The organism is Nonlabens ponticola, from assembly GCF_003966335.1.
Classification (GTDB): Bacteria; Bacteroidota; Bacteroidia; order Flavobacteriales; family Flavobacteriaceae; genus Nonlabens; species Nonlabens ponticola.
Genome location: NZ_CP034549.1, coordinates 1,437,304 through 1,462,290 on the forward strand (window position 1 = coordinate 1,437,304; position 24,987 = coordinate 1,462,290).

Annotated in this window: 25 protein-coding genes; 9 read left to right on the forward strand and 16 right to left on the reverse strand. The window is 41.5% G+C overall.

All coding sequences use genetic code 11. The features are described from left to right. Positions 1–6: 6 nt before the first annotated feature. Complete coding sequence (locus EJ995_RS06440; RefSeq protein ID WP_126446767.1) at positions 7–1,398, forward strand: sugar transferase; 1,392 nt, start codon at positions 7–9, stop codon at positions 1,396–1,398. A 4-nt stretch (positions 1,399–1,402) separates the two neighbouring features. Here the strand turns inward: EJ995_RS06440 and lnt are convergent, their stop codons facing one another. Together lnt and EJ995_RS06450 are read right to left on the reverse strand one after the other, a co-directional pair. After that, positions 1,403–3,016, reverse strand: a complete 1,614-nt coding sequence (lnt, locus tag EJ995_RS06445; protein ID WP_126446769.1) for an apolipoprotein N-acyltransferase — start codon at positions 3,014–3,016, stop codon at positions 1,403–1,405. 53 nt (positions 3,017–3,069) lie between these two features. Continuing rightward, positions 3,070–4,137, reverse strand: a complete 1,068-nt coding sequence (locus EJ995_RS06450; RefSeq protein ID WP_126446770.1) for a putative type IX sorting system protein PorV2 — start codon at positions 4,135–4,137, stop codon at positions 3,070–3,072. Between the two features lie 117 nt (positions 4,138–4,254). Here EJ995_RS06450 and EJ995_RS06455 point away from each other — a divergent pair, with 117 nt between their 5' ends. Then, the gene (locus EJ995_RS06455) at positions 4,255–5,016 is read left to right on the forward strand and encodes a CDP-alcohol phosphatidyltransferase family protein (RefSeq protein WP_126446772.1); all 762 of its coding nucleotides are present in this window, start codon (positions 4,255–4,257) and stop codon (positions 5,014–5,016) included. A 5-nt stretch (positions 5,017–5,021) separates the two neighbouring features. On the opposite strand, the gene lptB is transcribed toward EJ995_RS06455, so the two are convergent. Then, positions 5,022–5,768, reverse strand: a complete 747-nt coding sequence (lptB, locus tag EJ995_RS06460) for an LPS export ABC transporter ATP-binding protein (protein ID WP_126446774.1) — start codon at positions 5,766–5,768, stop codon at positions 5,022–5,024. Between the two features lie 80 nt (positions 5,769–5,848). Here lptB and EJ995_RS06465 point away from each other — a divergent pair, with 80 nt between their 5' ends. Both EJ995_RS06465 and EJ995_RS06470 read left to right on the forward strand, forming a co-directional pair. Then, positions 5,849–6,079, forward strand: coding sequence for a hypothetical protein (locus EJ995_RS06465; RefSeq protein ID WP_126446776.1), 231 nt, complete (start codon positions 5,849–5,851; stop codon positions 6,077–6,079). Beyond that, a complete protein-coding gene (locus EJ995_RS06470; protein ID WP_126446778.1) occupies positions 6,072–6,641 on the forward strand; it encodes a phosphatase PAP2 family protein in 570 nt (189 codons plus the stop codon). The genes EJ995_RS06465 and EJ995_RS06470 overlap by 8 nt, the downstream gene beginning before the upstream one ends. 12 nt (positions 6,642–6,653) lie before the next feature. Here the strand turns inward: EJ995_RS06470 and EJ995_RS06475 are convergent, their stop codons facing one another. The 11 genes from EJ995_RS06475 to EJ995_RS06525 all read right to left on the reverse strand — a co-directional run bounded on the left by EJ995_RS06475 (position 6,654) and on the right by EJ995_RS06525 (position 17,414). Then, complete coding sequence (locus EJ995_RS06475; RefSeq protein ID WP_126446780.1) at positions 6,654–7,529, reverse strand: carboxypeptidase-like regulatory domain-containing protein; 876 nt, start codon at positions 7,527–7,529, stop codon at positions 6,654–6,656. Further along, positions 7,529–8,563 carry a methylmalonyl Co-A mutase-associated GTPase MeaB gene (gene meaB / locus EJ995_RS06480; protein WP_126446782.1) on the reverse strand — a complete coding sequence of 345 codons (1,035 nt, stop codon included), beginning with the start codon at positions 8,561–8,563 and terminating at the stop codon, positions 7,529–7,531. The genes EJ995_RS06475 and meaB overlap by 1 nt, the downstream gene beginning before the upstream one ends. 31 nt (positions 8,564–8,594) lie before the next feature. After that, on the reverse strand, positions 8,595–8,939 hold the full coding sequence (locus EJ995_RS06485) for a DUF3140 domain-containing protein (protein ID WP_126446785.1): 345 nt from the start codon (positions 8,937–8,939) through the stop codon (positions 8,595–8,597). A 99-nt stretch (positions 8,940–9,038) separates the two neighbouring features. Next, entirely contained in the window at positions 9,039–10,133 is a 1,095-nt protein-coding gene (locus EJ995_RS06490; RefSeq protein ID WP_126446787.1) for a hypothetical protein, read from the reverse strand. A gap of 125 nt (positions 10,134–10,258) precedes the next feature. Next, complete coding sequence (gene secA / locus EJ995_RS06495) at positions 10,259–13,672, reverse strand: preprotein translocase subunit SecA (RefSeq protein WP_126446789.1); 3,414 nt, start codon at positions 13,670–13,672, stop codon at positions 10,259–10,261. 118 nt (positions 13,673–13,790) lie between these two features. Then, on the reverse strand, positions 13,791–14,012 hold the full coding sequence (locus tag EJ995_RS06500; protein WP_055413277.1) for a DUF2795 domain-containing protein: 222 nt from the start codon (positions 14,010–14,012) through the stop codon (positions 13,791–13,793). Between the two features lie 197 nt (positions 14,013–14,209). After that, the gene (locus EJ995_RS06505) at positions 14,210–14,782 is read right to left on the reverse strand and encodes a cob(I)yrinic acid a,c-diamide adenosyltransferase (RefSeq protein WP_126446790.1); all 573 of its coding nucleotides are present in this window, start codon (positions 14,780–14,782) and stop codon (positions 14,210–14,212) included. Positions 14,783–14,799: 17 nt separating this feature from the next. Further along, on the reverse strand, positions 14,800–15,252 hold the full coding sequence (locus EJ995_RS06510; RefSeq protein WP_126446792.1) for a PH domain-containing protein: 453 nt from the start codon (positions 15,250–15,252) through the stop codon (positions 14,800–14,802). Positions 15,253–15,258: 6 nt separating this feature from the next. After that, positions 15,259–15,615: a carboxymuconolactone decarboxylase family protein gene (locus EJ995_RS06515; RefSeq protein ID WP_126446794.1), complete on the reverse strand. Its 357-nt coding sequence runs from the start codon at positions 15,613–15,615 to the stop codon at positions 15,259–15,261. Beyond that, complete coding sequence (gene tatC / locus EJ995_RS06520; protein WP_126446796.1) at positions 15,612–16,445, reverse strand: twin-arginine translocase subunit TatC; 834 nt, start codon at positions 16,443–16,445, stop codon at positions 15,612–15,614. Before tatC ends, EJ995_RS06515 begins: the two co-directional genes overlap by 4 nt. After that, complete coding sequence (locus EJ995_RS06525) at positions 16,446–17,414, reverse strand: KpsF/GutQ family sugar-phosphate isomerase (RefSeq protein WP_126446798.1); 969 nt, start codon at positions 17,412–17,414, stop codon at positions 16,446–16,448. Between the two features lie 86 nt (positions 17,415–17,500). Between EJ995_RS06525 and recQ the strand changes: the two genes are divergently transcribed. Beyond that, positions 17,501–19,690, forward strand: a complete 2,190-nt coding sequence (gene recQ / locus EJ995_RS06530) for a DNA helicase RecQ (RefSeq protein WP_126446800.1) — start codon at positions 17,501–17,503, stop codon at positions 19,688–19,690. Between the two features lie 14 nt (positions 19,691–19,704). On the opposite strand, the gene EJ995_RS06535 is transcribed toward recQ, so the two are convergent. Both EJ995_RS06535 and EJ995_RS06540 read right to left on the reverse strand, forming a co-directional pair. Continuing rightward, positions 19,705–20,145: a hypothetical protein gene (locus EJ995_RS06535; protein WP_126446802.1), complete on the reverse strand. Its 441-nt coding sequence runs from the start codon at positions 20,143–20,145 to the stop codon at positions 19,705–19,707. Between the two features lie 213 nt (positions 20,146–20,358). After that, positions 20,359–20,709, reverse strand: a complete 351-nt coding sequence (locus tag EJ995_RS06540) for a hypothetical protein (RefSeq protein WP_126446804.1) — start codon at positions 20,707–20,709, stop codon at positions 20,359–20,361. 328 nt (positions 20,710–21,037) lie between these two features. On the opposite strand from EJ995_RS06540, the gene EJ995_RS06545 reads away from it, so the two are divergent. The 4 genes from EJ995_RS06545 to EJ995_RS06560 all read left to right on the forward strand — a co-directional run bounded on the left by EJ995_RS06545 (position 21,038) and on the right by EJ995_RS06560 (position 24,963). Then, a complete protein-coding gene (locus EJ995_RS06545; RefSeq protein WP_126446806.1) occupies positions 21,038–21,637 on the forward strand; it encodes a hypothetical protein in 600 nt (199 codons plus the stop codon). Positions 21,638–21,754: 117 nt separating this feature from the next. Next, positions 21,755–22,687: a peptidylprolyl isomerase gene (locus EJ995_RS06550; protein ID WP_126446808.1), complete on the forward strand. Its 933-nt coding sequence runs from the start codon at positions 21,755–21,757 to the stop codon at positions 22,685–22,687. A gap of 114 nt (positions 22,688–22,801) precedes the next feature. Continuing rightward, positions 22,802–23,893 carry a BT_3928 family protein gene (locus EJ995_RS06555; RefSeq protein WP_126446810.1) on the forward strand — a complete coding sequence of 364 codons (1,092 nt, stop codon included), beginning with the start codon at positions 22,802–22,804 and terminating at the stop codon, positions 23,891–23,893. Then, positions 23,890–24,963, forward strand: a complete 1,074-nt coding sequence (locus tag EJ995_RS06560) for an ABC transporter permease (protein WP_126446813.1) — start codon at positions 23,890–23,892, stop codon at positions 24,961–24,963. The genes EJ995_RS06555 and EJ995_RS06560 overlap by 4 nt, the downstream gene beginning before the upstream one ends. The last annotated feature ends 24 nt before the right edge of the window (positions 24,964–24,987 follow it).

Genomic DNA, 24,987 nt, shown 5'->3' on the forward strand with positions numbered 1-24,987 from the left:
CCAAGTATGTCCTCAAAGAACCACATACACTTTGAAATTTCTGAACGTAAAGTTCTCTTGCGTATCATTGATATTGCGGTAGTAATAGGTACATTATACCTAGTAGGAAGTGTTTTTGATCTATCATACTTTAAGATAAATGATCAACGATGGCTGTGGTCAATTGTGTTGGCAGTTTATCTATTTTTCTTTGCCAACGTATTTGAGCTGTATGACTTGCAAAAGGCAAGCAGAATAATGATAAGCTTGCGCAGTGTTATTTATACGGCGAGCATGACGGCGCTTATTTATCTATTAACGCCATTTTTGACGCCAGAATTACCAGAGAATCGATTACAAATACTTTATTTTTTTCTAGCTATTCTTGTCTCCTTGCTTGCCTGGCGAGCGGTTTATATTAAATTTTTCGCTAGCTCTAGATTTAACAAACGCATCGTTATAGTTGCCGATGCAGCTGATGCTCTTTCAGTAGTAGCTAACCTTGAAGAAGCAGATCCCAACGTTGAGATAGAAGGATATATAAACACCGATCAGACTAAGTTTGTAGTTGATCAAGATGGATTAACCCTTCTTACACGGTCAGATGCACAGAAAATGATTTCTAATAATCAGGTTTCAGAATTAATTATTGCTAGTGAAAACGTTGATGGCATAACACCAGAATTATACGCCTGGCTCATGGATTTGTTGGAAAGAGGTTTTTCTGTACGCGAGTACACACAGGTGTATGAAGAAATGACAGAGCGTGTTCCCGTAAGTTATGTGGGCCGCGATTTCTACCGATATTTCCCTTTTGCACGCAGTAATCATAATCAGCTATACAGGGTTTATCACCGTGCGTTTGATATTGTGGTAGCGATTTTGGGATTGGCTATAGGATTGGTGTTATTTCCCTTGATCCTGTTAGGAAATCTTATAGGAAATCGTGGCAGTTTGCTTTACACTCAAGAACGTGTAGGTCGTAACCGAAAGCTGTTCCAAATCATTAAGTACCGCACTATGGTAAAAGATGCTGAATCTGACGGTGCACAGTTTACCAAAAAACGTGATGTTAGAATAACTCCTTTTGGTAAATTCCTTAGGAAAACCAGATTGGACGAATTCCCGCAATTTTGGAATATCTTGATGGGTGACATGAGCGTTATAGGACCGCGGCCAGAACGACCTATATTTGTTGAGGTACTTACTAAGAAGATACCATTCTACGAGACTAGGCATATCGTAAAACCTGGGCTTACTGGCTGGGCACAAGTCAAAGCAGATTATGGAGAGTCAGATGAGCAACATCTCAAAAAGCTGCAATATGATTTGTACTACATAAAGAAACGTAGCATTTTTCTTGACATCAGAATATTGGTAAAAACACTGAGCACCGTCGTGTTTTTTAAAGGGCAGTAGATATTTATTTACGCTTCATCTTACCACGCTTAAATATTGCAAACAGTAAAGTGAATAGACCTAGTACGCTGGCAAGTCTAGCAATGTAATCGCCATGCGTATTGTAAAAAGTTATTTTGTCATACAGGTCGATAGTTCCTTTGATGGATCCTCGTTTTTCATAACCTAGCGATTGTTGAATAGTTCCCATAGGATCTATAATCGCACTAATACCAGTGTTGGCACTGCGTGCTATACTTCTTCTGGTTTCAACAGCTCGCAATCGCGCCAGGCTTAAATGCTGTTGATGACCTTGAGTGTTGTCCCACCACGCATCATTAGTAATAATAGCAAGAAATTGCGCGCCATTGTTGACATAATCTCCCACATAATCACCATAAACCGATTCATAGCATATGATTGGTGCAACGGCGATGCTATCATTAGATTTGAAAACGCTGCGTTCTTCTTGAGTAGTTTTGGTAGCTACTGTGCCACCTAGATCAATCATTGCATCGCCCAGAATAGGTTGCAAGATTCCTTTATACGGGAAATTCTCGACGCCTACCACAAGCTTTGATTTGTGATATAGTTCTGTCGCTCGATTTCCAGATAAGAAAAAGGCACTATTATAATCATCATAATAAAACCTGCCAGCGGCATAGTAATTAGTCTGTCGCTTGACGCGATTTTCTTCTCTAAATCGATCGATTAAAGAAACACCACCTAAAAATGAGGCGTCATCATATTGAGCTGTTAGATTTTTCAATTGATTCAAGCTGCGGTCATAAGGGACTCGTGATAGCTCGATGGATCTGGAAAGAACGGTTTCAGGCGCGATTATAAAATCAGGATTGTAGCTGGCTGGATCTGGTAGTAAATCCGATAATCTTGAGACAAACTCTGTATTCTCTAGATCGTATTTCTCGTCATAGGGATCAACATTGGGCTGCAAGATCACGACATCAACCTGTCCAATTGATTTTAGTTCTTGTTGTGCAATTAATAATGAGACTAGTAGCGGGCTTGCAATCAAGAATAGAGGTAATGCGATAGCTTTTAACATTCTAGAGAGGCTTGCTGGGTTTTTGCTTTGGCGAAAGCGTAATACCGACAAAAACACCACCACGTTTACCAGCCATATCCACAAGCTACCACCAAAGGTGCCCGTGTATTCATACCACTGAATCCATGAAGTATGCTCACTGAAACCATTACCCAAGTTAAGCCATGGCCAGGAAAATTCCCAATGCAGGTGCATCCATTCAAAAGCGATCCATAAACAAACCAGAAAGGTGAGTGATGCGCCAGTAGTGGAACGGCGCGCAAATAAATGATAAACCCAAAACACCAATGCCATGAGTAACGAGTTGACCAGCACTGCAAAGAACATCCCAAAGGCCGTTGAATTATATAACCAGCCTGTTGTCGCGTAATTCCACAACACAAAGGTGAGATAGGCGAGTCCCAAAACTTTCCAGCCTCGCGCTTTTTTTGACTCAACTCTTATAGATCGCTCTACCAGCAGCAACGGCACAAAGGCTACAAATAATAAAGCAGGAAAACCATAGGTAGGCCACCCCAACCAGAGCAATAGTGCGCTGATCAACGATAAACCTAAAAGTTGTGCGGTGGACAAAAGGATTGATTTTTTAAGACTGCAAAATAACAATCAATAGTGTCATATCGCGATTATCTAAAGACAGATAAATCAATATTGAGCGAGAAAACGTTGCTGTACAGCGCGGCACTTTGATCGCCTATATCAGTTAATGCATAATCTACTGATATGCCCTTGTACTTAAATCCTATCCCGATATTAGGCTGGAAAGTCACGTCATCATTGCCATCGAGTTGCTGTACATTCTGGAAATTACCGACTCCGGCACGCACAAATACCAAATCTGTATAACCGTATTGCAATCCTAGGGCTGGCGTGGCGCTTATGGAACCGCTGGAGAATATGTCGTTAGTCTGTATAAATCGCATGTTTAAATCGACCTCGGCGAGAAGCACATGATCATAGTGAAATACAAACTCGCGAGCAATGCCTAGTTGTAGTTTTGGTAAGGTGATTTCAGTCGTTTCTGGAAGTTCTTGATTTTGGTTTTCTACGGCATCGCTTACCGTCGCAAACTCGTCCTCATCGATGGACCACGTATTATAGGTGGTTGTAATATCTCTTACCATCGCGCCAAATTTCCATTTACCACGCTCCAATTGAACACCTAGATCAATACCAAAGCCAATTGAACTCGCAAAATCACCTATCACGCGACGTATGATCTTGACGTTACCACCATATGAAAAACCGTCCAGTTTTGATTCACGAGCATAGGATGCAGTGACAGCCCAATCTGCGGTAGAAAAGGTAGAAATACGATCATAATTAATGTTTCCTTGATCGTCGATAAGTTGTGTCGTATTCAAAATATCATCGACTGAAAATCTTATTACGGAAAATCCTATGGCACTTTGATCATCAATAGGCATAGCGTATGCACCGTAGTTGTATTGTGCGATGTTGGCAAAATAGCTTGAGTGCATCAGCGAGATTTCCTTTTCTTCCAGCTGCATGAGTCCTGCTGGATTCCAGTAACCTGCGTTGACATTGCTGGTGCTGGCAACCACGGCGTTGCTCATTCCCAATGCTGCTGCATCGACACCTATGTTCAAAAATTCATTGGAATAGGCTCTTGAGGTTTGCGCTTTCGCGAAAGCGGAACAAACTAAAATTAAAATAACACTATAGTATCTCAAGTAAAGGCTCGTTGTGATGGCAAATATCTAGGTTTATCAATTAATAACTATGTTTTATACGGGATATTGCCTCTGGCAGTTGCGTTTAAAGGATGATATTTATGCATATTTGTAGAAGTGAAGAAATACGTCCCAAATCTTATAACGCTAGGTAATTTATTCTGTGGTTGTATTGCTGCCATGTTTGCCTTTGCTGATGATATAGTTTGGGCAGGTGTTTTTGTAGCAGGTGGTATTTTTCTTGACTTTTTTGATGGTCTCGCTGCTAGATTATTAAACGTTTCTAGTGAGCTAGGTGGCCAGCTGGATTCACTGGCAGATATGGTGACAAGCGGTCTTGTTCCTGGGATCGTGATGTTTCAGATGTTATCAGATTCACTAGGAGTCGCATTTTTGGATGATATGGCATTTACAGCAGCTGCAGACCAAGCGATGTTCCTACTTCCTATAAAAAATTACATACCATTCATAGGCTTTTTAATTACGGCAGCTAGCTGTTACAGACTAGCAAAATTTAATATCGACACCAGACAAACCGATAGTTTTATAGGCTTGCCCACGCCAGCTAATGCTATTTTTATCATATCACTTGCTATCATTCTAGATATCACAGAGGTTGATTGGATTTATAACCTACTGGATAACCCGTACTTCTTGCTTGCCATAACAGGCTTGAGCTGCTTCATGCTTAATGCTGAGCTGCCATTATTTGCCCTTAAGTTCAAGAATTTTGGGTTTAAAGGGAATGAGATACGTTGGATCTTTGTCGCCGTATGTCTTTCCATGATAATACTGCTTAAGATTTATGCAGTGCCGTTGATTATCATATTGTACGTGGTAATGAGCGTGCTGAATTTGCAGTTGAATCACGCGAAGTAATCTTTCTACTCAAAAATCTTCTTCTTTCTCAATTCAAAGTTTTGTCCTAGATAGACGCGACGTACGACTTCGTCTTCGGCGAGTTCTTCTGGGTTTCCTTGTTTTAGGATTTTACCTTCAAACATGAGGTAAGTACGGTCTGTAATGGCGAGTGTTTCTTGAACGTTGTGATCGGTAATAAGAATACCAATATTCTTCTTAGTCAGCTGCGCGACTATACGTTGTATATCTTCTACCGCGACTGGATCCACACCAGCGAACGGCTCGTCCAGTAGTATAAAGTTAGGATTTGTCGCTAGTGCACGAGCGATCTCGGTGCGGCGTCGCTCACCACCAGAAAGTAGATCACCACGACGTTTGCGACGCTCTGTCAAACCAAATTCCTCCAGTAACAGGTCGCAACGCTCACGCTGCTCTTTTTTAGAAAGATCAGTTAATTGTAATACACCTAGAATGTTATCCTCGATGGATAGCTTGCGGAAAACCGATGCCTCTTGAGCCAGATAACCTATACCATTTTGTGCGCGCTTGTACATGGCATATTTGGTAATATCTATATCGTTTAAAAATACTTTGCCGGCCGTAGGCTTTACCAGACCTACCATCATATAGAATGTGGTAGTTTTGCCGGCACCATTGGGTCCTAGCAAACCCACAATCTCGCCTTGATTCACCTCGAGCGATACGCCTTTTACGACTGGTCTGCCTTTGTAGGCCTTCTGTAAATTGTCTGCGGTAAGAATTTCTTGCATGTCACAAATTTAGTTTTTCAATTTTACTTTATGTTATCTATATCTAGAATTTACTAGCTTGCGACTATATTACAATAAGCATGCAATTACCCAGATTTCTCATAGGTGATAACTCACAACATCCCGAAGATATTTTTGTGATACATCTAGATTATCCACGATTTATCATTAATCTCAAAGATGATGAGCTGGAGTTTCTCGAGGATATCGATAAGGCAGACAAGGAAGATCTAGCCGAGGAAACTAAAAACCTAGTAGAAGAAGCCAGCAGATTCTATGATACAGAGTCTGAATTTTACGAAAATGAATGATGTAAAAGAGCTGGATTGGGATGCTACCGTTGCGCTCAATGATTGGGGAAACGACGGCGTCGATCTGTTTTTCAATATCATCACTCACAAACTATATGCGATACCTTTTTATCTGGTGTTGCTTTATTTTTTTTACCAGAAACTAGGCTGGAAGAACACATTGATTTCTTTGCTAGCTATAGCAATTTTAATAGCGGCAAGTGACCAGATTGCAAATCTTTTCAAAGATGGATTTGAGCGTTTGCGACCTTTTAGAGAACCAGCGCTGGATGGTATAATTTCTAAAGTGGGCCGCAGTGGTGGTACCTATGGCTTTTACAGTGCACACGCCAGTAGCGCGATAGGTCTAGCGACATTTGTTTGTTTGCTTTTATGGCAATCGCAGCGAGTTTTATGCGTCGTAACCATCATTTGGGCTTTTTTAGTAGCCTACAGCCGTGTTTATTTAGGACTTCACTATCTAGGTGATGTGCTTATGGGCGGCATTATGGGCTTATTACTAGGTATATTGATTTTTAGAGGTTTTGCTTTCGCGAAAGCAAAATACAGAAAAACCAACTAGCAAATAATATGATCAATTGGTCATCACCAGCTCTATAGCAAGTTCATAATCATTGCCTTTATTGAAGTTATTCTCAAGAGAAAGCCATTTCCCACCTGAATATCTACTCAAGCTAGAATTCCTGAATTGCCTATCACGTACGGCGATTTTAGGTTCGTATGAAATACCGTCCTTTCGTTTTTTACCATCGCTATCAGTATAGGTATAGGTATGCTTATTCTCATCTATGATAAGAAATTCATATACAATCATCAATCCAGTATCTGGAAATCTAATATTCAATGAGTCCAGATCAACTTCGGTGATTTTCCTTCCCTTTTTAGCGTGACCGTAAATACGGTCGTCATGCAAGGGAAATTGTTTCAAACTATCATTTCCAGCATAGAGTTGTATCTCAAATTTGGCATCCTTGATATCACTGCTGGTGACCAGTTTTAATTTGGAGAGGAAAGGAGTGTTGTGATAAGCAGAATCCTTGGGTATAATCATCCCAATCTTCCATGGTTTCAAACCACATGATATATAGAGACTCGATTTTCTGCTTTTAATTGCGCCGTAAGATTTGATTTCCGTGCCTTTAGGTTTCTCAATTATGACATCCTCAAGCTGTGTTAGGCTTTCTTTTAAACTGATCGTTTGATCAAGCTCGTCAGCAGCAATTTCAAGAGATTGATACCCTAAGGCACTCAATATTAGAGTATCTTTTTCTTTAATCATAATCCCAAAACGGCCGCTTGCATCGCTCGTTGTACCAGTGTTAGAATTTTTAATCCAAATATTTACTAATGGAATACCAGCACCAGTGCTATCATCTACCACCTGAAATCCTGATTGAGCCGCTAGGCTATAGGTGCAAAAGCTGATGAGAATCACAAATAAGCTCTTCATTAAGATTGTTTTAGAATAGCATCTGCTGCATCAAAAGCTGTTATTTCTCGCTTTAAAATCTGTTGTTCCAAATTTTTAATTCTTGAAACTACATCTGTTTTATGGTAAAAGTCAGACTTCAATCGATCCTCGATGGTTTGATGGAACCAGTAAAGTTCTTGTTGCTCTCTGCGTTTTTGAAAGTGATGGCTCTCCTTTGTTTGGCTTTCAAAATCGGTAAGATGTTCATGTATATCCTCAATTCCAGATGAATTGATAGCGCTACATGTAAATGCTCTTACTAGGAATTGATGAGATTTTACTGGCAGCATGTGCACGGCATTTTGAAACTCTCGTCTAGCCCGTTGTGCGGCTGATTCATTGTCACCATCTGCCTTGTTGATCACGATAGCATCTGCCATTTCCATGATGCCACGCTTGATACCTTGTAAATCATCGCCGGCGCCGGCAAGTTTGAGCAGTAGAAAAAAGTCTGTCATACTGTGAACAGCGGTCTCGCTTTGACCTACACCAACTGTTTCAACTATGATAAAATCATAGCCAGCTGCCTCACATAAAATAATCGCCTCTCGAGTCTTGCGAGCCACACCACCTAATGTTGCACCGGCAGGACTAGGTCTGATAAAGGCTTTATCGCTCTTGACCAGCTCTTCCATACGGGTCTTATCGCCTAGAATACTACCACGCGATTGACTACTGGATGGATCAATCGCCAGCACGGCAACCTTTTTATCTGCAGTAATCAATTGAATTCCTAGCGCTTCAATAAATGTAGATTTACCAACGCCTGGCACGCCTGTTATTCCTAATCTAAATGATTTTCCAGAGTGAGGTAGGCTTTTTTTAAGTAACGCTTTCGCGAAAGCGGAATCGCCACCAGCAGTACTCTCAACCAAAGTAATTGCCTTGCTCAAGGCACTGATGTCGCCCTTTCTAAGATTGTAAAAAAGCAAATCCACGTCCAGATCCTTTTTAATGAATCGATGACGTGGATTGATGTGTGAGGTAGACAAATTGCGACTTTTAGGATGCATAAAGATCGCATTTTATCTCAATAGGAGATGACTAGCAGTCCATTTCTTTGCATGGATCGTGGCCCCAGTTTTTTAAACTGTATCTCCAGTCGCTTTCTTTAATATCGCTATCAGGAGTCTGTGCTTTATGTCTGTGTACATAGCCTATGACCTTATTCATGTGGTCATAATTGGTGTCTGTAAGCTCGTCTTTTTTCTTGTTTTTGATCTTGATGATCTTGCGTCCAGATTTATGACCTTTGGACTCGCCATCGCCGCTATCGCTGCCTACACTTTTTGATTTGTCTGTTTCTAGCCAGTCTTCCAGTTCGCTGGGCGTCATGTTGACTACATTATAGAACTCGTCATAGATCTCGTCTTTGCTTTTATCGCTCATCGTTTTTGTTGTCAAGATAAGAAGGATCAGGTAGGTATAAACTTTGAGGAATGTTAAGGTGAAAATTTTTCAGCAGTTGGTTCATGGGTCTTTGCTGAATCAAAAATCATCTATCGCTTTGGCCAAGTTTTTAAAATGCTTGCTTTGTAGGTTTTTGGTAAATAGACCTTTTAGCGCTCGATTGCTGAAGATCACTTTACCTGTTTGAGATTGAACGACTTCAATATATTGAGACCGGAAAAGGTCGACATACCTCAAATAATAAAAACTTTCTCCTGCCATGATCTTTTCGTTGATACTGTCTGTATCAACGACTTTGTACTCGTGATCATACTTCTTCATTTTTTTGATCAAAAAATCCTTGTCAACTTCGTAGACACTGCTCAGGATATTAAGTTTGATGCGCGTGTATGAAGGAATGTACAGAGTGTTTGTTTTAAGGTTTTGCAATTCTGAAGAGGCGGTATTGTCATATCTGCTTATGACAAAGTCATTTTGTATAGCATCACTTATGGCCTGTAAATAATTTTTAAGCATGCCGTAATCAAGATTGTAGTAATAATCCTTCTTATAGACATTAGTATAAATATCTGCGATATTGAGTTTGTCTTGATTTTTATCCATCAGCCCTTCGTCGACGAGTGAGCTCTTTTTATCTTTTAATACGCTTTGGTTAATATCAGCAACGGCAAGGTTATTATCGTGCAATGCTACAGTCGCAAACGATGTTTTTGATTGAACAATCATACGTTCTTTTGCCAAAGTATATTTTTCTTTATCAAAATCTGTAAGCCTCAGTTCTTCTAGATTTTCAAGCTGTTTAGATTTATCCCAAACATAAAAATCCAATTGATGATTTGCGAAATAGCTCATGAGACCATTAGTGGTAAGTGTGTTGACATTAGGAGAAAATCTGCAAACTGAATATTTGGGCAAACTGTACTCCAATGGATCGAATTCTGCATGATCTATGATCAAAAATGGTGATATAGACCAAACTTCTTCAATCAACGACTGAAGCTTTTGTTTTTCTAAGTAATCTGGTTTGACAAAAATCAATGTAGTATTTGAAAGCTGCTCTACAAATGACTCTTTTAATGGAGTAATTGTGCCCTTTTCTTCAATGCCCACATTTATTTGTCCCAGGCCAGTAGCTAAATAAAAGAATATGGCAAATTGCAGTGATCGTATCATTTATAAGTAAAAGAAGTGAAATCAAATATAAAATAATCGAAATGATGAAGTGTTACCCAACAAAAAATGCTCTACTATTTGCAGAGCATCTCTTATAATTACGCTTTCGCGAAAGCTACATCGCACTAGTATTTATCCAACACCCATTCACCTTTATTAATCAATGGGATTGCAGCTTTGTACTTACAATCCTTTGACTCACCTGTCATGATGTTTTTGATAGTGACTTTATCGTTGCGACCTATCTTAGGCTGCTCGCGTGTAATGGTCTCAGTCACCGGTTGACGTTGACGGCTGGCACCAGCACCTACGGCTCTTGATTGAGCTGCTCGCTCATCACTGTTTAAGACTTCATCCTTGCTAGTGGTCGTCTTTTCAGCCTTTTGTTGGCGCGCTTCCTGGATGGCCTGTGAATCTCTAGTAGGCAAATCTCCTTTAAATAAGAAACCAATTACCTCTTTATTCACCTTGTCAATCATCTCACGGAATAGCTCAAAAGCTTCAAACTTATAGATTAATAAAGGGTCTTTTTGCTCGTGAACGGCTAGCTGTACGCTTTGCTTCAATTCATCCATTTTACGCAAGTGCGTTTTCCATGAATCATCGATGATTGCTAGCGTGATGTTCTTTTCAAAATCGTTTACGAGCGTCTTTCCTTCACTTTCATAAGCATCCTTAAGGTTGGTAGAGACGTTGATGGTCTTGATACCATCAGTGAATGGAACCGCGATACGCTCATAATTGCGTTCATCATTTTCTACCACATTCTTAATTACTGGGAATACCTCTTGCGCGGTGCGCTCCATTTTTTCCTTGTAATGCTGGTAAGCAGCCTTGTAAACAATACCAGCAATTTGTTGATCGCTTTTAGATTTAAATTCTTCTTCGCTGATAGGACTGCTCATTGAGAAGTAGCGTATCAGTTCAAAGTCAAAGTTTTTAAAGTCTTGCGAGATTTTATTAGTCTGCGCGATATTTTCTGAAATATCATAGATCATGTTAGCAAGATCCACGGCAAGTCGATCACCGTTCAAGGCATTGAAACGACGCTTGTAAATAACTTCACGCTGTGCGTTCATGACATCATCATATTCCAATAAGCGCTTACGTACACCAAAGGCGTTTTCCTCTACTTTTTTCTGTGCTCGCTCGATGGACTTGGATATCATGGAATGCTGGATCACTTCGCCTTCCTTCATTCCTAGTCTGTCCATGGTCTTGGCCATACGCTCAGAGCCGAACAATCGCATCAAGTTATCTTCAAGCGACACGTAGAATTGTGAACTTCCTGGGTCTCCTTGACGACCAGCACGACCACGCAACTGTCTGTCTACACGACGAGAGTCATGACGCTCTGTACCAATAATGGCCAGACCACCAGCTTTTTTAACCTCGTCTGATAATTTGATGTCGGTACCACGACCTGCCATGTTGGTAGCGATGGTGATTTGTCCAGCGTTACCAGCGTCTGCAACGATCTCTGATTCTTTCTTGTGTTGTTTTGCATTCAATACGTTGTGCTCTATACCAGCACGTTGTAGTGTTCTACTCAATAGCTCAGATATATCAACAGATGTAGTACCTATAAGAACTGGCCTTCCTTGTTCTTTAAGTCTTGTAACTTCTTCTATAACGGCACCGTATTTTTCACGCTTAGTTTTATAAACAAGATCTTGACGGTCATCACGAGCGATAGGTCTATTGGTAGGAATTTCCACAACATCAAGTTTGTAGATTTCCCAGAATTCACCAGCCTCGGTTACTGCAGTACCTGTCATACCAGACAACTTGCGATACATGCGGAAGTAATTCTGCAGCGTGATGGTCGCAAATGTCTGCGTGGCATCCTGAATTTTTACGTTTTCCTTGGCCTCAATCGCCTGGTGCAATCCATCGCTGTATCGACGACCATCCATGATACGACCTGTTTGCTCATCAACGATCATCACTTGCTCCTCGCTGGTAGTTTTAACGCCACCAGTCGCAGCGTCGCGAACTTTCTTGTCTTTGGACATGACGACATATTCTGTATCACGTTCAAATAGGGTATAGGCTTTAAGTAATTGGTTAAGCGTGTGAATACGCTCTGACTTTACCGCAAATTCACGGAAGAGTTCTTCCTTCTTCTCAGCTTCTTCTTCCTTGCTTAATCCTTCACTCTCGATGCGACCTATTTCTAGACCTACTTCTGGCATTACAAAAAAGTCTGGATCGTCCTCACCAGATAGGAACTCAATACCTTTATCGGTAAGCTCTACCTGATTGTTTTTCTCGTCAATGACAAAGTAAAGTTCTGCATCTACTTTAGGCATCTCACGATTATTATCCTGCATGTAAAAGTTCTCAGTCTTTTGCAGCAATTGCTTGATTCCTTCTTCACTCAAGAATTTTATGAGAGCCTTATTTTTAGGTAATCCTCTATAAACACGCAATAGCTCAAGTCCACCTTCTTTAGTGTCGCCTTCACTGATAAGTTTTTTAGCTTTAGCCAGCGTCTGTACCAGTTGCTTGCGCTGTACACTAACAATATTTTCTACGGGTCTTTTAAGTACATCAAATTCCTGACGATCACCTTCTGGTACGGGTCCAGAGATAATCAAAGGTGTACGCGCATCATCAATCAAGACAGAGTCAATCTCATCTATGATCGCATAATTGTGCTTGCGTTGCACAAGATCCTTGGTGCTGTGCGCCATATTATCACGCAGGTAGTCAAAACCAAACTCATTATTGGTTCCGTAAGTGATATCTGCTAGATAGGCTTGCCTTCTGGAATCAGAATTAGGCTTGTGGTAATCAATACAGTCTATGGAAAGACCGTGAAATTCAAAAAGAGGTCCTATCCAGGCGCCATCACGCTTTGCCAGGTAATCATTCACGGTAACTACGTGTACACCGTTACCAGTTAAGGCATTTAAATAAACAGGCAAGGTTGCCACAAGCGTTTTACCTTCACCAGTTTGCATCTCGGCAATTTTGCCTTTGTGCAATGCTGCACCACCTATAAGTTGTACATCATAGTGAATCATGTCCCAGGTTACTGCTTTACCAGCGGCATCCCATGAGTTGTGCCATATGGCGTGATCACCATCTAGTTCTACATAGTCTTTCTCGCCGCTCAATTCTCGATCACGAGCAGTTGCCGTGACTCTAATTTCTGGGTTGTGGAAAAAGCGCTTTGCTGTTTCTTTCATCACGGCAAATGCCTCTGGCATGATCTCATGCAAGACATCTTCTGCCTGCTGGTATGCCACATCTTCTAGCGCGTCGATACGTTCATAGATTTCCTCACGAGCGTCGATATCTTCTTCCTTGTCAGCATCTTCTTTAAGAGTGGATATCTGTTGTAGTGTTTCCGCTTTCGCGAAAGCTATCTTCTCTTTAAACTCTACCGTTTTATGACGCAGTTCATCAATGCTCAATGCCTCTAGTGACGGTTCAATGGCGAGTACTTGATCAACATAAGGTCGCAGCTCTGCCACATCCTTTTTTGATTTATCGCCTACAAATATTTTTAAAACGGAATCTAATAGTCCCATGAATTGTTATATTACTGATTAATAGCTATTTAACTTAATTAAATCGCTCTTGCTAAGGTCTTAAATTTAAAACAAAAAAAAAGCCTCTTGCGAGACTTTTTTAAAGGGTCTATGACCATTAATACTCATCCTCATTCCAGAGGTAGTCGTCGTCTGTTGGGTAATCGGGCCAGATTTCCTGGATCGATTCATAAGAGTCACCTTCATCCTCAATGGCCTGAAGATTCTCCACTACCTCTAGAGGCGCACCCGTACGGATGGCATAGTCGATAAGTTCGTCCTTTTCTGCTGGCCAAGGTGCATCACTTAAATACGATGCTAGTTCTAGTGTCCAATACATAATTATACTCGTTTAATTTTTTGCAAAAATAGAATTATTGCCTACCTGTGCAAGTTTTTTTTAAATTTTAAGACTCAAGATTTGAAAGAGCGTTTAAGCTTCTAGAAATCAAATTGTTCCTGCAAAAATGGTGAAGTACTTTTTCCCCTTATTTTAACAATGGTGAGAGCATTACTATGCTTTCTACGACTCCATTATTAGTGCTTTTTTGGGATCCACTTGATCTCTTCTGCTTGTAGGTCTTTTGACAATTTACGTGCCAAGACAAAAAGGTAGTCAGATAGTCTATTGACGTACTTCAATACTTGAGGATCGACTGGCGTTTGCGCATTGAGTTCTGCACACAAACGCTCTGCACGACGGCAAACGGTGCGTGTGATGTGACAATATGACACAGATTCATGGCCGCCAGGCAATATAAAGTGAGTCATTTGTGGTAGGTCTTGATCCATGCGGTCCATCTCATGCTCCAATAGTTCAATATCTGCATCACTAATCTTTGAGATGTTTAGGCGTTCCTTACCGTTTTTTAAGGTCTCTTTTTCAGGTGGTGTCGCGAGAATGGCACCAATGGTAAAGAGGTGATGCTGTATGGTGATGATGGTAGCCTTAACAAGCGCATCTACATCTTGATCTCTTATCAATCCCATCCATGAATTAAGTTCATCAATAGTGCCGTAGCTATCAATGCGCAAATTGTGCTTGGGAACTCGCGTACCGCCAAAAAGTGCCGTAGTTCCTTCATCTCCTGTCTTAGTATATATTTTCATGGGGAATTGATTAGTAATTAAATAGAAGCATAATCCTCTTCATCGCTCACAATGATCTCTGGATTGAGTTCTAGCAAATGCTCAATGAATTTGTCGGCTCTTTTAGGACTTATGTACAGCTCGTCATAGCTGCCGTACTTAATAATGATACCGTTGCGAGCAGTGGCTGGTTTTAAACCTACCCAAAGCGTTGTATTCTTGATAATACGATTGATGTCCTTGATCTCAATCGACCCACGCAATGGACCAGAGACGTACTTGAGTTTTCCATCGCCTAGTTTGTAATAGGTTTGAAACAATATCCATAGCAGCAACAGCGGAATGATGAGCATGATGACAATACTAGGAATCCAAAAGGACAGTTCCTTCTGGCTATTGTGCAAGCCAGAATACATCAGGTAAAAAAGAATACTGCATACGGTAACAACTACCAATATCATTAAAAATCCTTTTTTGCTCCTGTATCTCATGTGATCTTATTGATTAGCCGCTTGCTCTTCAACAGCATCCCAATATTCATAGGCGCGTCTCAGATGTGGTATCACGATGGTGCCGCCTACCAGATTTGCAATGGCGAGCGCCTCAACAACCTCTTCTTTAGAAAGTCCAGCCTTATGACTTTCTTCTAGATGGTATTTTACACAGTCATCACAACGCAAAACCGTACTGGCGACAAGGCCTAGTAATTCTTTGGTTTTTTTATCTAGAGCACCTTCTGCAAAAGCGTTGGTGTCTAGATTAAAGATGCGTTTGATGATTTTATTGTTATCAGCTAGGATGGCATCGTTCATGCGAGCGCGATAGCTGTTAAATTCTTCTACTGGATTACTCATGTGGTATTTAATTTACGTTTGCGTCTTGCGTCGCGTTTCAAAACAAATTTTGAAATATAGATGCTTATCTCATAAAGTATAAGCACTGGAATAGCTACGATGACCTGGCTCGCTACGTCTGGTGGCGTTATAACAGCGGCAATCACCAGTACCGCAACGAGTGCAAACTTGCGGTATTTGCGCATGCCTTCTGGTGTGGCAAGACCTACTTTGGTCAAGAAATAAATGATGATAGGTAGCTCAAACAGGATACCACTGGCAAGTGCGCTGGCACGTATGTAGGCGATATAACTCTGCAAGCTAGGTTGGGTTTCTACCATGTCACTCAACTCATAGGTCAGCATAAAGTGAACGGATAGCGGCGCGATCACGTAGTAACCAAAAACTACTCCTATAAAAAAAAGTAAACTGCTTATTCCTATAAAACCCTTACTATACTTGCGCTCATTGGCCTTAAGACCTGGCGCGATAAATTGCCATACCTGCCACAGTACCCAGGGAAATGCCACGACAAAACCTACCGTGATCGACGTCCAGATGTGAGCCGAAAATAAGTCGGACATCTCACGGGACTGAATGATAAAGTTGAAATTAGGATCACAAAACTCGCTTTCAAAACCTAGAAATCTACCTATGTTACAGAATACCTCATAGGTGACAAAATTTCTCTTGATAGGCCCAAAAATGATGGTGTTGAAGATAAAGTCCTTAGCAATAAAGGCAATAATCGCTCCTATAAATATGCCTATCAAACTGCGTATAAGTGCCCAGCGCAGCTCTTCTACGTGGTCAAGAAAGGACATATTATTTGGATCAGCCTTGCGTGCCATTTATACGATACCTTCTCTTATAACATCGTGAATGTGCACCACACCAGCATAATTGCCATTTGCATCTACTGCGATAAGCTGCGATACATTAAGTTCTTCCATGAGCTCGCGTGCCTGCACGGCCATACTATCTACTGTTATCGTTTTAGGCTGGCCGCTCATGATATCTGTAGCTGTTAGACTATCGATATCCTTACCGCTGGACAGCATGCGACGCAAATCACCATCGGTAATAATGCCAACTAGTTGATTGTTTTCTACTACAGCTGTCATGCCTAGCATGTGTTCTGAAATGGTGACGATTACCTCACGCAAACTAGTCGCTGGCGATACGGCAGGTTTAGGACGTTGTTCTACTAGATCTTGAACGCGCAGATATAATTTTTTACCTAGCGCGCCACCTGGATGATAGCGTGCAAAATCCTGATCAGTAAATCCTTTGAGCTCTAATAAGCAAATAGCTAATGCATCACCAATGACAAGCTGCGCCGTCGTGCTAGTGGTGGGCGCTAGCCCATTGGGACACGCCTCTTCTTGAATAGGCGCGTGCAGGACATAATCTGCTTCTTGACCTAAGAATGATTCTCGATGACTTGTAATGGCGACAAGCTTGTTGTCAAAATTCTTGATCAGTGGCACGAGCACTTTGATCTCTGGCGTGTTTCCGCTTTTTGAGATACAGACTACCACGTCGTTTTTTTGAACGATGCCTAGATCTCCATGAATCGCATCTGCTGCATGCATGAATATGGCTGGCGTGCCCGTGCTGTTCATGGTAGCCACGATTTTCTGGGCGATGATAGCACTCTTGCCTATACCAGTAATGATGACTCTTCCTTGCGAGGAGTGTATGTGTTGTACCGCTTTCGCGAAAGCGGAATCAATAGAATTCTCTAACTCTTTAATAGCATTTGCCTCGATGCGCACAGTGCGTCGAGCCACTTGCAAGATTTGATCTACGGTATTCAAAAAAGCCTGCGGATTTAAAGTGTTTGTGTAAAAAGAATTTAATCGTAAATTGAGCATACAAAGATAAACAAAAAGCGAGCAGCCGTATGGCATTTAAGCAGTCTGAATTAGAAGCGCATCTCAAGAAATATTTTGGTTTTGATCAGTTTAGAGGACTGCAAAAACAAGTGATTACCTCATTACTCAATAAGGAAGATGTCTTTGTGATAATGCCTACTGGTGGCGGTAAATCCTTGTGTTATCAATTGCCTGCCTTGATGCAGGATGGTACAGCGATCGTCGTGTCACCGCTCATCGCACTCATGAAGAATCAAGTGGATGCCATACGTGGTATTTCTGACAATGATGGTGTGGCGCACGTACTCAACAGTAGCTTGACTAAAGGTGAGGTGCAGCAAGTCAAGGAAGACATCACTAATGGAGTTACCAAGTTATTGTACGTTGCACCAGAATCGCTCACTAAGGAAGAATATGCAGAGTTTTTAAAAGAGCAGAATATATCATTTCTTGCTGTCGATGAGGCTCATTGTATTAGTGAATGGGGTCATGATTTCAGGCCTGAATACCGCAACTTGCGCAAGATCATTGATCGCATAGGCGATGAGATTCCCATCATAGGACTTACCGCAACGGCAACGCCCAAGGTTCAGGAAGATATCCTCAAGAATTTACAAATACAGGATGCCACCACTTTTAAGGCATCGTTTAATAGACCCAATCTCTATTATGAGGTGCGACCTAAAACCGCACAGGTAGATGCAGATATCACACGTTTTATCAAGCAAAACGAGGGCAAGTCTGGCATCGTGTACTGCTTGTCTCGCAAGCGCGTAGAAGAGCTAGCTCAAGTACTGCAGGTAAACGGCATCAAGGCTGTTCCCTATCATGCTGGACTGGACGCCAAAACCAGAGCGCTGCATCAGGATCAATTCCTGATGGAAGATGTGGATGTGGTGGTGGCGACTATCGCCTTTGGTATGGGAATCGACAAGCCCGATGTGCGATTTGTCATTCACCATGACATTCCTAAAAGTATTGAATCCTATTATCAAGAAACAGGTCGTGCAGGTCGTGATGGTGGTGAAGGTCACTGTCTTGCCTACTATGCCTATAAGGACATTGAAAAGCTTGAAAAATTCATGAGCGGTAAACCCATTGCCGAACAGGAAATAGGACACGCGCTCTTGCAGGAAATGGTAGGCTACTCAGAAACTAGCATGAGTCGCAGGCAGTATATCCTACATTATTTTGGCGAAGAGTTTGATCCAGCCACTGGTCTAGGTGGCGATATGGATGACAATATGCGCAATCCCAAACCACAGCGCGAGGCCATTGATGACGTCAAGAAATTAATCAAGGTAGTTGATGCCGCTGGCGAGCGCTACAAGGCCAAAGACATAGTGCGCATCCTTATAGGAAAGAGCAACGCCATGATCTCAAGCCACAAGTTAGAGGAACAAGATTTCTTTGGTAGCGGTAAGGATAAAGAGGCGTCCTATTGGACGGCACTTATACGCCAGGTTCTCGTAGCGAGATACATAAGAAAGGACATTGAATCCTATGGCACCATCAAGATGACCGACGCTGGTCGTGCGTTCCTTAAATCAGGAACCAGCTTCATGATGAGCGACGACCATACCTATCATGATGATGCACCATCAGGCAATGCTGCCGTTGCTGGATCCATGGATGCCACGCTGGTAAAGATGCTCAAAGAGCTGCGTAAGAAAGTGGGCAAGCAAAAAAACGTGCCGCCCTACGTAGTCTTTCAGGATCCATCCATTGATGATATGGCGACAAAATATCCATTGACCATAGAGGAGCTGGCAAATATTCATGGTGTAGGCGATGGTAAGGCAAGGAAATTTGGTAAACCATTTATCGAGCTCATCAATCGATATGTCGAGGATAACGACATCTCGCGTCCCGACGAGATGGTCATTAAATCCACAGGTGCAAAAAGTGGTAATAAGCTTTATTTTATCACCAGTATCGACCGTAAACTAAGTTTTGAAGACATCGCCGACGCCAAGGGCATGGAGATGGACGAGCTTATCAAGGAACTGGAGAGCATCGTTTACAGCGGTACCAAACTCAACATAAGCTACTGGGTTGATGAGATGCTGGATGACGACCAGCAAGAAGAACTTCACGAGTACTTTCTAGAGGCAGATAATGACAGCATCGATGCCGCGATGGAAGAATTTGACGGCGATTATGACGATGATGAACTGCGCTTGTATCGCTTGAAGTTTATAAGCGAGGTAGGTAACTAGAATCTAAATCAATTCTAATTAGTTAATACATAGTCTACGTCAAGTATTTCGTATTCATTGATAATTCCATAAATGAGACTTTCTTCATAATCAACTGTAAATAGGCAGTTTGAATTTGCTTCAATGCTAGTGCAATTATTAGTAGCGATATTTCTAAAGAACGGACCACTGCCCGTAATTTCATCACTTCTTGTAGTCAAAATAGGTACACCTGTAACATCTTCATCACTCAAATTATTCATACGAATGCTGAAATTAAAGTATCTCGTATTATTACCAGTGTCAGGTATAAATTCAAAGGACTCAATCTCGTATGAGAATTCTGCAAGGTAAGGTGGTTCAATAACTTCTATTCCTGTAGGTTCTGGAAAATCGCAAGGTACTTCTAGGGAACTTTCTGTGGTAAAAGTTTGATTACCGACCGTATAAGATTGTGGAATTGTGATTGTTTTCATACAGTCCTCATCGTCGTCTGAGCTGCAGGAAATTATTACCAATGAAATAAGCATTATCAATAATAATCTGAATGTATTTATGCTAAGTTGTTTAAACATCATAATTCAAATCTATCAAAACTCTACATAAGATATGTGCTGTGCTAAAAAATATTGTGTCGTTCTAAAGGGTGTTTCTGAAATCTTAATACCAAAAATATACATGGTTTTTAGCTATTTCTCCAAAGCCTCATAAGACACTCGAGCCCTAGTCTTAACCTGTGTATCCAGATATAGTTCTTGATCCTTGAGCAAGTTGATTTTTTTAGTTTTTCCTTTTTTGACGGCTATTGTTTTGATGACTTTTCCCTGCTTTTGTATTCTAATAGAAAACTCTCGTTTGCCAATGTTTTCAATAACGGCAATACAATCTTGTCCAGTATAAGGATTGATGGTAGCGTCTTGACCTGGGCCTTTGCCCGTCATGATCATGCTTTGTGTGGGTTCCAATTCAAATTCGGTCTGGGCAGTAGCGCTAGTCATAAAGGCTACAGATATTATTGTGAGTAGGATTAAGGTTTTCATCGTCGCCTGCTTTGATCTTCAGATTACAAGATAATAGATATAAATCGATATTGTTATTCTTGGTTGGTTTCGCGTTAAGGATCGCAGCGGCATCCTTTTAATGGCTACCGTAGCCATAAAAAGATATAGCGTAGAGCCTGGCCAAGCGATGAGCGAGGAAACGCCCTTAAAATAATCCCATAGGATAAACTGCTTATTATCAGGTGATTTATAAGTTCTCTAAATACTAGTTACGCAAACGTTGTAGTAAATGGCACGATCGTTGAAATCTACCTAGCAAGCGGAAGCCGAAAAGCTACTAGAGTAGGCAGATCTTAAACTTATAGTCATGAAAAAACTATTACTATTTATGGCAGCTGGTCTCATGATGACCACTGCACAGGCAACCGACCAAAACATTGAAGGGCCGATAGACGGTTTTTCTAATCGCTACAGATGGATGGAACCGGTAACGTTCTCCATGAATCAAGCGGACTTTTATGTGTATCCAGATGGGCACATCGAGTTTGATCTGCGACGTAACAATCAAATCTATCACTACTCAAGACGTGCGGTAGATCGCCGTAGAGGCTTGCGCGGCAGACAGGTGCGATACAATCGTCAAGGCTTGCCGATACGGGTGAACAATACACAAATCTTTTATGATAGACGTGGTCGTGTAACGCAGATAGGTAGGGTAGATGTTGGGTACCATCGCGGCACGCTGGATTATGTAGGTGGCCTGGATGTGAGATATCACCGCAATGGTCAATTGCTGGCCGCTCGCGGACAGGTGAAGTTCTGGAAAAACTATGGTAGGAACGATCGTAGATTCCGCAACTTTGGAAAGATCGATAAGCGCCATTATAATGATGTTGCCTATAACGATCGCGGTCGTGGCAATAACAAGTATAAAGTCAAGGATAAAAAACGTAGAAGAGACTTCTAGAAAGCATATTAAATCAGGAACCCGATTCATGTAATCGGGTTTTTTTATGCGATGATGTTACTGTTGGCGAGCACGGTTTGTATGCTTTACCTTTGCACTTTTAAAAATTGATTTGATATGAACGATGGTATTTACGCACATTTTGACACGAGTAAAGGCGAGATTCTTGTGCAATTACACTATAAACGCACACCAGGAACGGTAGGAAATTTTGTTGCCCTTGCCGAAGGTAATCTAGAGAACGACGCCAAGGCTCAAGGAACGCATTATTACGACGGTCTTAAATTTCACCGTGTGATTCCTGACTTTATGATTCAAGGTGGTGATCCACAAGGAACTGGCGCTGGTGGCCCAGGTTACAAGTTTGATGATGAATTTCATCCAGAATTGCGTCACGACGGGCCTGGTGTCTTGAGTATGGCAAACGCTGGTCCTGGAACTAATGGATCCCAGTTTTTTATCACGCATGTGGAGACGGCATGGCTGGATGACAAGCACACCGTTTTTGGTAAGGTGGTAGAAGGCATGGATGTCGTCAATAAGATCGAGCAAGGTGACGAGATCAAATCGGTCACCATCAAACGACAAGGCGCCGATGCCGAGGCTTACAACGCCGTGGAATCTTTCAGAAAATTTGAAGGCGCTGCAAAGCTGCGTGAAGAGCAAGCTAGAAAACAAGCTGATCAGGAACTGGACGAGATCGCTGCTGGCTTTGATAAAACCGATAGCGGTTTGCGCTACAAGATCATCAACAAGGGTGATGGTAAAAAAGCCAATAAGGGCGATCAGGTAAGTGTGCACTATAAAGGTATGTTGCCAGATGGTAAGGTATTTGACTCTAGTTTTGAACGTAAGAAACCTATTGATTTTCAGGTAGGTGTAGGCCAGGTCATCGCTGGTTGGGATGAAGGAATCACCATGTTGCAGGTAGGCGATAAGGCGCGGTTTGTGATCCCATCGCACCTAGGTTACGGCAGTGCTGGCGCTGGTGGCGTGATACCGCCTAATGCGACGCTGGTTTTTGACGTAGAGTTAGTGGACGTTAAGTAGTCGATCCTTTAATGATATTATAAAGCCTTGGATCATTTGGTTCAAGGCTTTTTTGTGGGTTACGCTTTCGCGAAAGCTAACTAGCATCCTTATATTTAAACTTTTGAAAAGCTTATGAAGTTTCTAGTACAATTTTGCCGCTGTTTTGTTGGTATACTGTTCATTTTTAGTGGATTGGTAAAGCTCAATGATCCTGTAGGATTCTCGTTTAAGTTAGAAGAATACTTTAGCGCTGCGGTATTGGGTCTTGAGTTTTTGCAGCCATTTGCATTGCCGCTGGCTATATTTCTGGTGATTCTTGAAGTAGTGATGGGTGTGATGCTTATACTAGGATTTCAGCGCAGGTTTACCGTATGGTCGCTGCTGTTGATGATCTTGTTCTTTACCTTTCTCACATTTTATTCGGCTTACTTCAATAAGGTGACCGATTGTGGCTGTTTTGGTGATGCGATACCGCTGGTGCCATGGGAAAGTTTTGCCAAGGATGTGTTCCTACTCATCATGATTGTCATCTTGTTCATGAACGTTTCCTTGATCAAACCATTCTTTTCAAAATTCACATCGATGATAGTTACATTATTGGTGACGATTGCATGTTTTGGATTGGCTTATTATGTGTTGATGCATTTACCGGTGCTGGACTTTAGAGCTTTTAAAATAGGAACCAACATCGATCAAGCGATGCAGGAAGATCCTAATCGACCAGACGTGTATGGATTTGACTGGTACTATGAGGTAGATGGAGAAGAAGAAATAGTTACTACTAGCGGCTTACCACCAGAAGGAAGACCTAATTATTCTAAAGTGGAAACACGACTACTAGAAAAAGGATATGAGCCACCTATCCACGACTTTTCTATTATGCAAGGCGATCAGGATTATACGCAAGAATATTTGAATAAGGAAAAGGTAGTATTTGTCATCATGTACAGACTGGTACAATCAGAAAGTGATGGCATGTACAAATTACCAGAGTTTATTCAAAACGCTCAAAATAATGGATACGAAGTCATCGCGCTCACAGCATCAGGCCCTGATGATATTAACGAGGCAAAAGAGAATTACAACCTAGATATAGAATTCTACACTACAGATGCCACGGCGCTTAAAACCATGATACGTTCTAATCCTGGAATCATGGTGGTTGAAAATGGTGTGATCACACAAAAAGCGCACTGGAATGACCTGGAAGAAATTTCTCTATGATAGGCTACCTGCTGCGTAAATTAGGCTATGCTGTTCTAACTCTCTACGGTGTGGTTACCGTAGTATTTTTGCTGTTCTATCTGTTGCCTGGTGATCCAGCCCAAATGATGATGGGACAAAATGAAAGCGAGGAACAGCTAGAAAATCTTCGCAACAAGTACGGATTCAACCAGCCGCTGTTAACTCAGTATGGTTATTTCCTGAATGATTTGAGTCCGTTGTCTTTTCATAGCATGCAACCAGAAGATTTTACTTATGATGATGGTAAATACACAGGTATAGATGTGGTTACCGTATCATCTATTACGCTCATGTTCAAATGGCCTTATCTGCGAGAATCCTTTCAAAAAAACGGTAAGCGAGTAAGTGCTGTGATAGGCGAGACCTTGCCTAATACGCTATTGCTCGCCAGTAGTGCGATTTTGGTGGCATTGTTTCTAGGTGTTTTACTCGGTGTATTTTCTGCTTTGTACAGAGATTCATGGATTGATCGATTAATTCAAGTCGTGAGTACGTTGGGAATGAGTGTACCCAGCTTTTTTAGTGCGATCATCTTTGCATTTGTTTTTGGTTATGTGCTGCATGAGGTCACTGGTTTAAGCATGAGCGGTAGTCTTTATGAACTAGACGATTATGGTGAGAATCTAGAACTCAAATGTCGCAATTTGATCTTACCAGCAGTGGTTTTGGGAATACGTCCGCTAGCGGTAGTCACCCAATTGATGCGCAATAGCCTGCTGGAAGTATTGTGTCAAGAATACATCACAACCGCTTATGCCAAAGGTCTCACGCGCTATCAGGTCATCATGAAACATGCGCTTAAAAATGCACTCAATCCAGTCATCACCGCAGTGAGCGGCTGGTTTGCTAGTATGCTTGCAGGTGCCGTATTTGTGGAATATATCTTCAATTGGAATGGCATAGGCAAGGAAATTGTCGAGGCACTCAATACGTTGGATTTACCTATTGTAACTGGCGCTGTACTAGTCATCGCTACCATGTTTATCCTGATCAACTTGTTAGTTGATTTGATTTATGTCTGGCTGGATCCACGAGTAAATCTACAGTAGGCTTTCTAGAGGTCGTCACCTTAT

Excerpts from the sequence above, each read along its gene's own strand:
- EJ995_RS06440 (WP_126446767.1), top strand. The coding sequence starts at position 7 with ATGTCCTCAAAGAACCACATACACTTTGAAATTTCTGAACGTAAAGTT.
- lptB (WP_126446774.1), bottom strand. The coding sequence starts at position 5,768 with ATGCAAGAAATTCTTACCGCAGACAATTTACAGAAGGCCTACAAAGGC.
- EJ995_RS06465 (WP_126446776.1), top strand. The coding sequence starts at position 5,849 with ATGCAATTACCCAGATTTCTCATAGGTGATAACTCACAACATCCCGAA.
- EJ995_RS06470 (WP_126446778.1), top strand. The coding sequence starts at position 6,072 with ATGAATGATGTAAAAGAGCTGGATTGGGATGCTACCGTTGCGCTCAAT.
- EJ995_RS06475 (WP_126446780.1), bottom strand. The coding sequence starts at position 7,529 with ATGAAGAGCTTATTTGTGATTCTCATCAGCTTTTGCACCTATAGCCTA.
- meaB (WP_126446782.1), bottom strand. The coding sequence starts at position 8,563 with ATGCATCCTAAAAGTCGCAATTTGTCTACCTCACACATCAATCCACGT.
- EJ995_RS06485 (WP_126446785.1), bottom strand. The coding sequence starts at position 8,939 with ATGAGCGATAAAAGCAAAGACGAGATCTATGACGAGTTCTATAATGTA.
- EJ995_RS06490 (WP_126446787.1), bottom strand. The coding sequence starts at position 10,133 with ATGATACGATCACTGCAATTTGCCATATTCTTTTATTTAGCTACTGGC.
- secA (WP_126446789.1), bottom strand. The coding sequence starts at position 13,672 with ATGGGACTATTAGATTCCGTTTTAAAAATATTTGTAGGCGATAAATCA.
- EJ995_RS06500 (WP_055413277.1), bottom strand. The coding sequence starts at position 14,012 with ATGTATTGGACACTAGAACTAGCATCGTATTTAAGTGATGCACCTTGG.
- EJ995_RS06505 (WP_126446790.1), bottom strand. The coding sequence starts at position 14,782 with ATGAAAATATATACTAAGACAGGAGATGAAGGAACTACGGCACTTTTT.
- EJ995_RS06510 (WP_126446792.1), bottom strand. The coding sequence starts at position 15,252 with ATGAGATACAGGAGCAAAAAAGGATTTTTAATGATATTGGTAGTTGTT.
- EJ995_RS06515 (WP_126446794.1), bottom strand. The coding sequence starts at position 15,615 with ATGAGTAATCCAGTAGAAGAATTTAACAGCTATCGCGCTCGCATGAAC.
- tatC (WP_126446796.1), bottom strand. The coding sequence starts at position 16,445 with ATGGCACGCAAGGCTGATCCAAATAATATGTCCTTTCTTGACCACGTA.
- recQ (WP_126446800.1), top strand. The coding sequence starts at position 17,501 with ATGGCATTTAAGCAGTCTGAATTAGAAGCGCATCTCAAGAAATATTTT.
- EJ995_RS06535 (WP_126446802.1), bottom strand. The coding sequence starts at position 20,145 with ATGAAAACAATCACAATTCCACAATCTTATACGGTCGGTAATCAAACT.
- EJ995_RS06540 (WP_126446804.1), bottom strand. The coding sequence starts at position 20,709 with ATGAAAACCTTAATCCTACTCACAATAATATCTGTAGCCTTTATGACT.
- EJ995_RS06545 (WP_126446806.1), top strand. The coding sequence starts at position 21,038 with ATGAAAAAACTATTACTATTTATGGCAGCTGGTCTCATGATGACCACT.
- EJ995_RS06550 (WP_126446808.1), top strand. The coding sequence starts at position 21,755 with ATGAACGATGGTATTTACGCACATTTTGACACGAGTAAAGGCGAGATT.
- EJ995_RS06555 (WP_126446810.1), top strand. The coding sequence starts at position 22,802 with ATGAAGTTTCTAGTACAATTTTGCCGCTGTTTTGTTGGTATACTGTTC.
- EJ995_RS06560 (WP_126446813.1), top strand. The coding sequence starts at position 23,890 with ATGATAGGCTACCTGCTGCGTAAATTAGGCTATGCTGTTCTAACTCTC.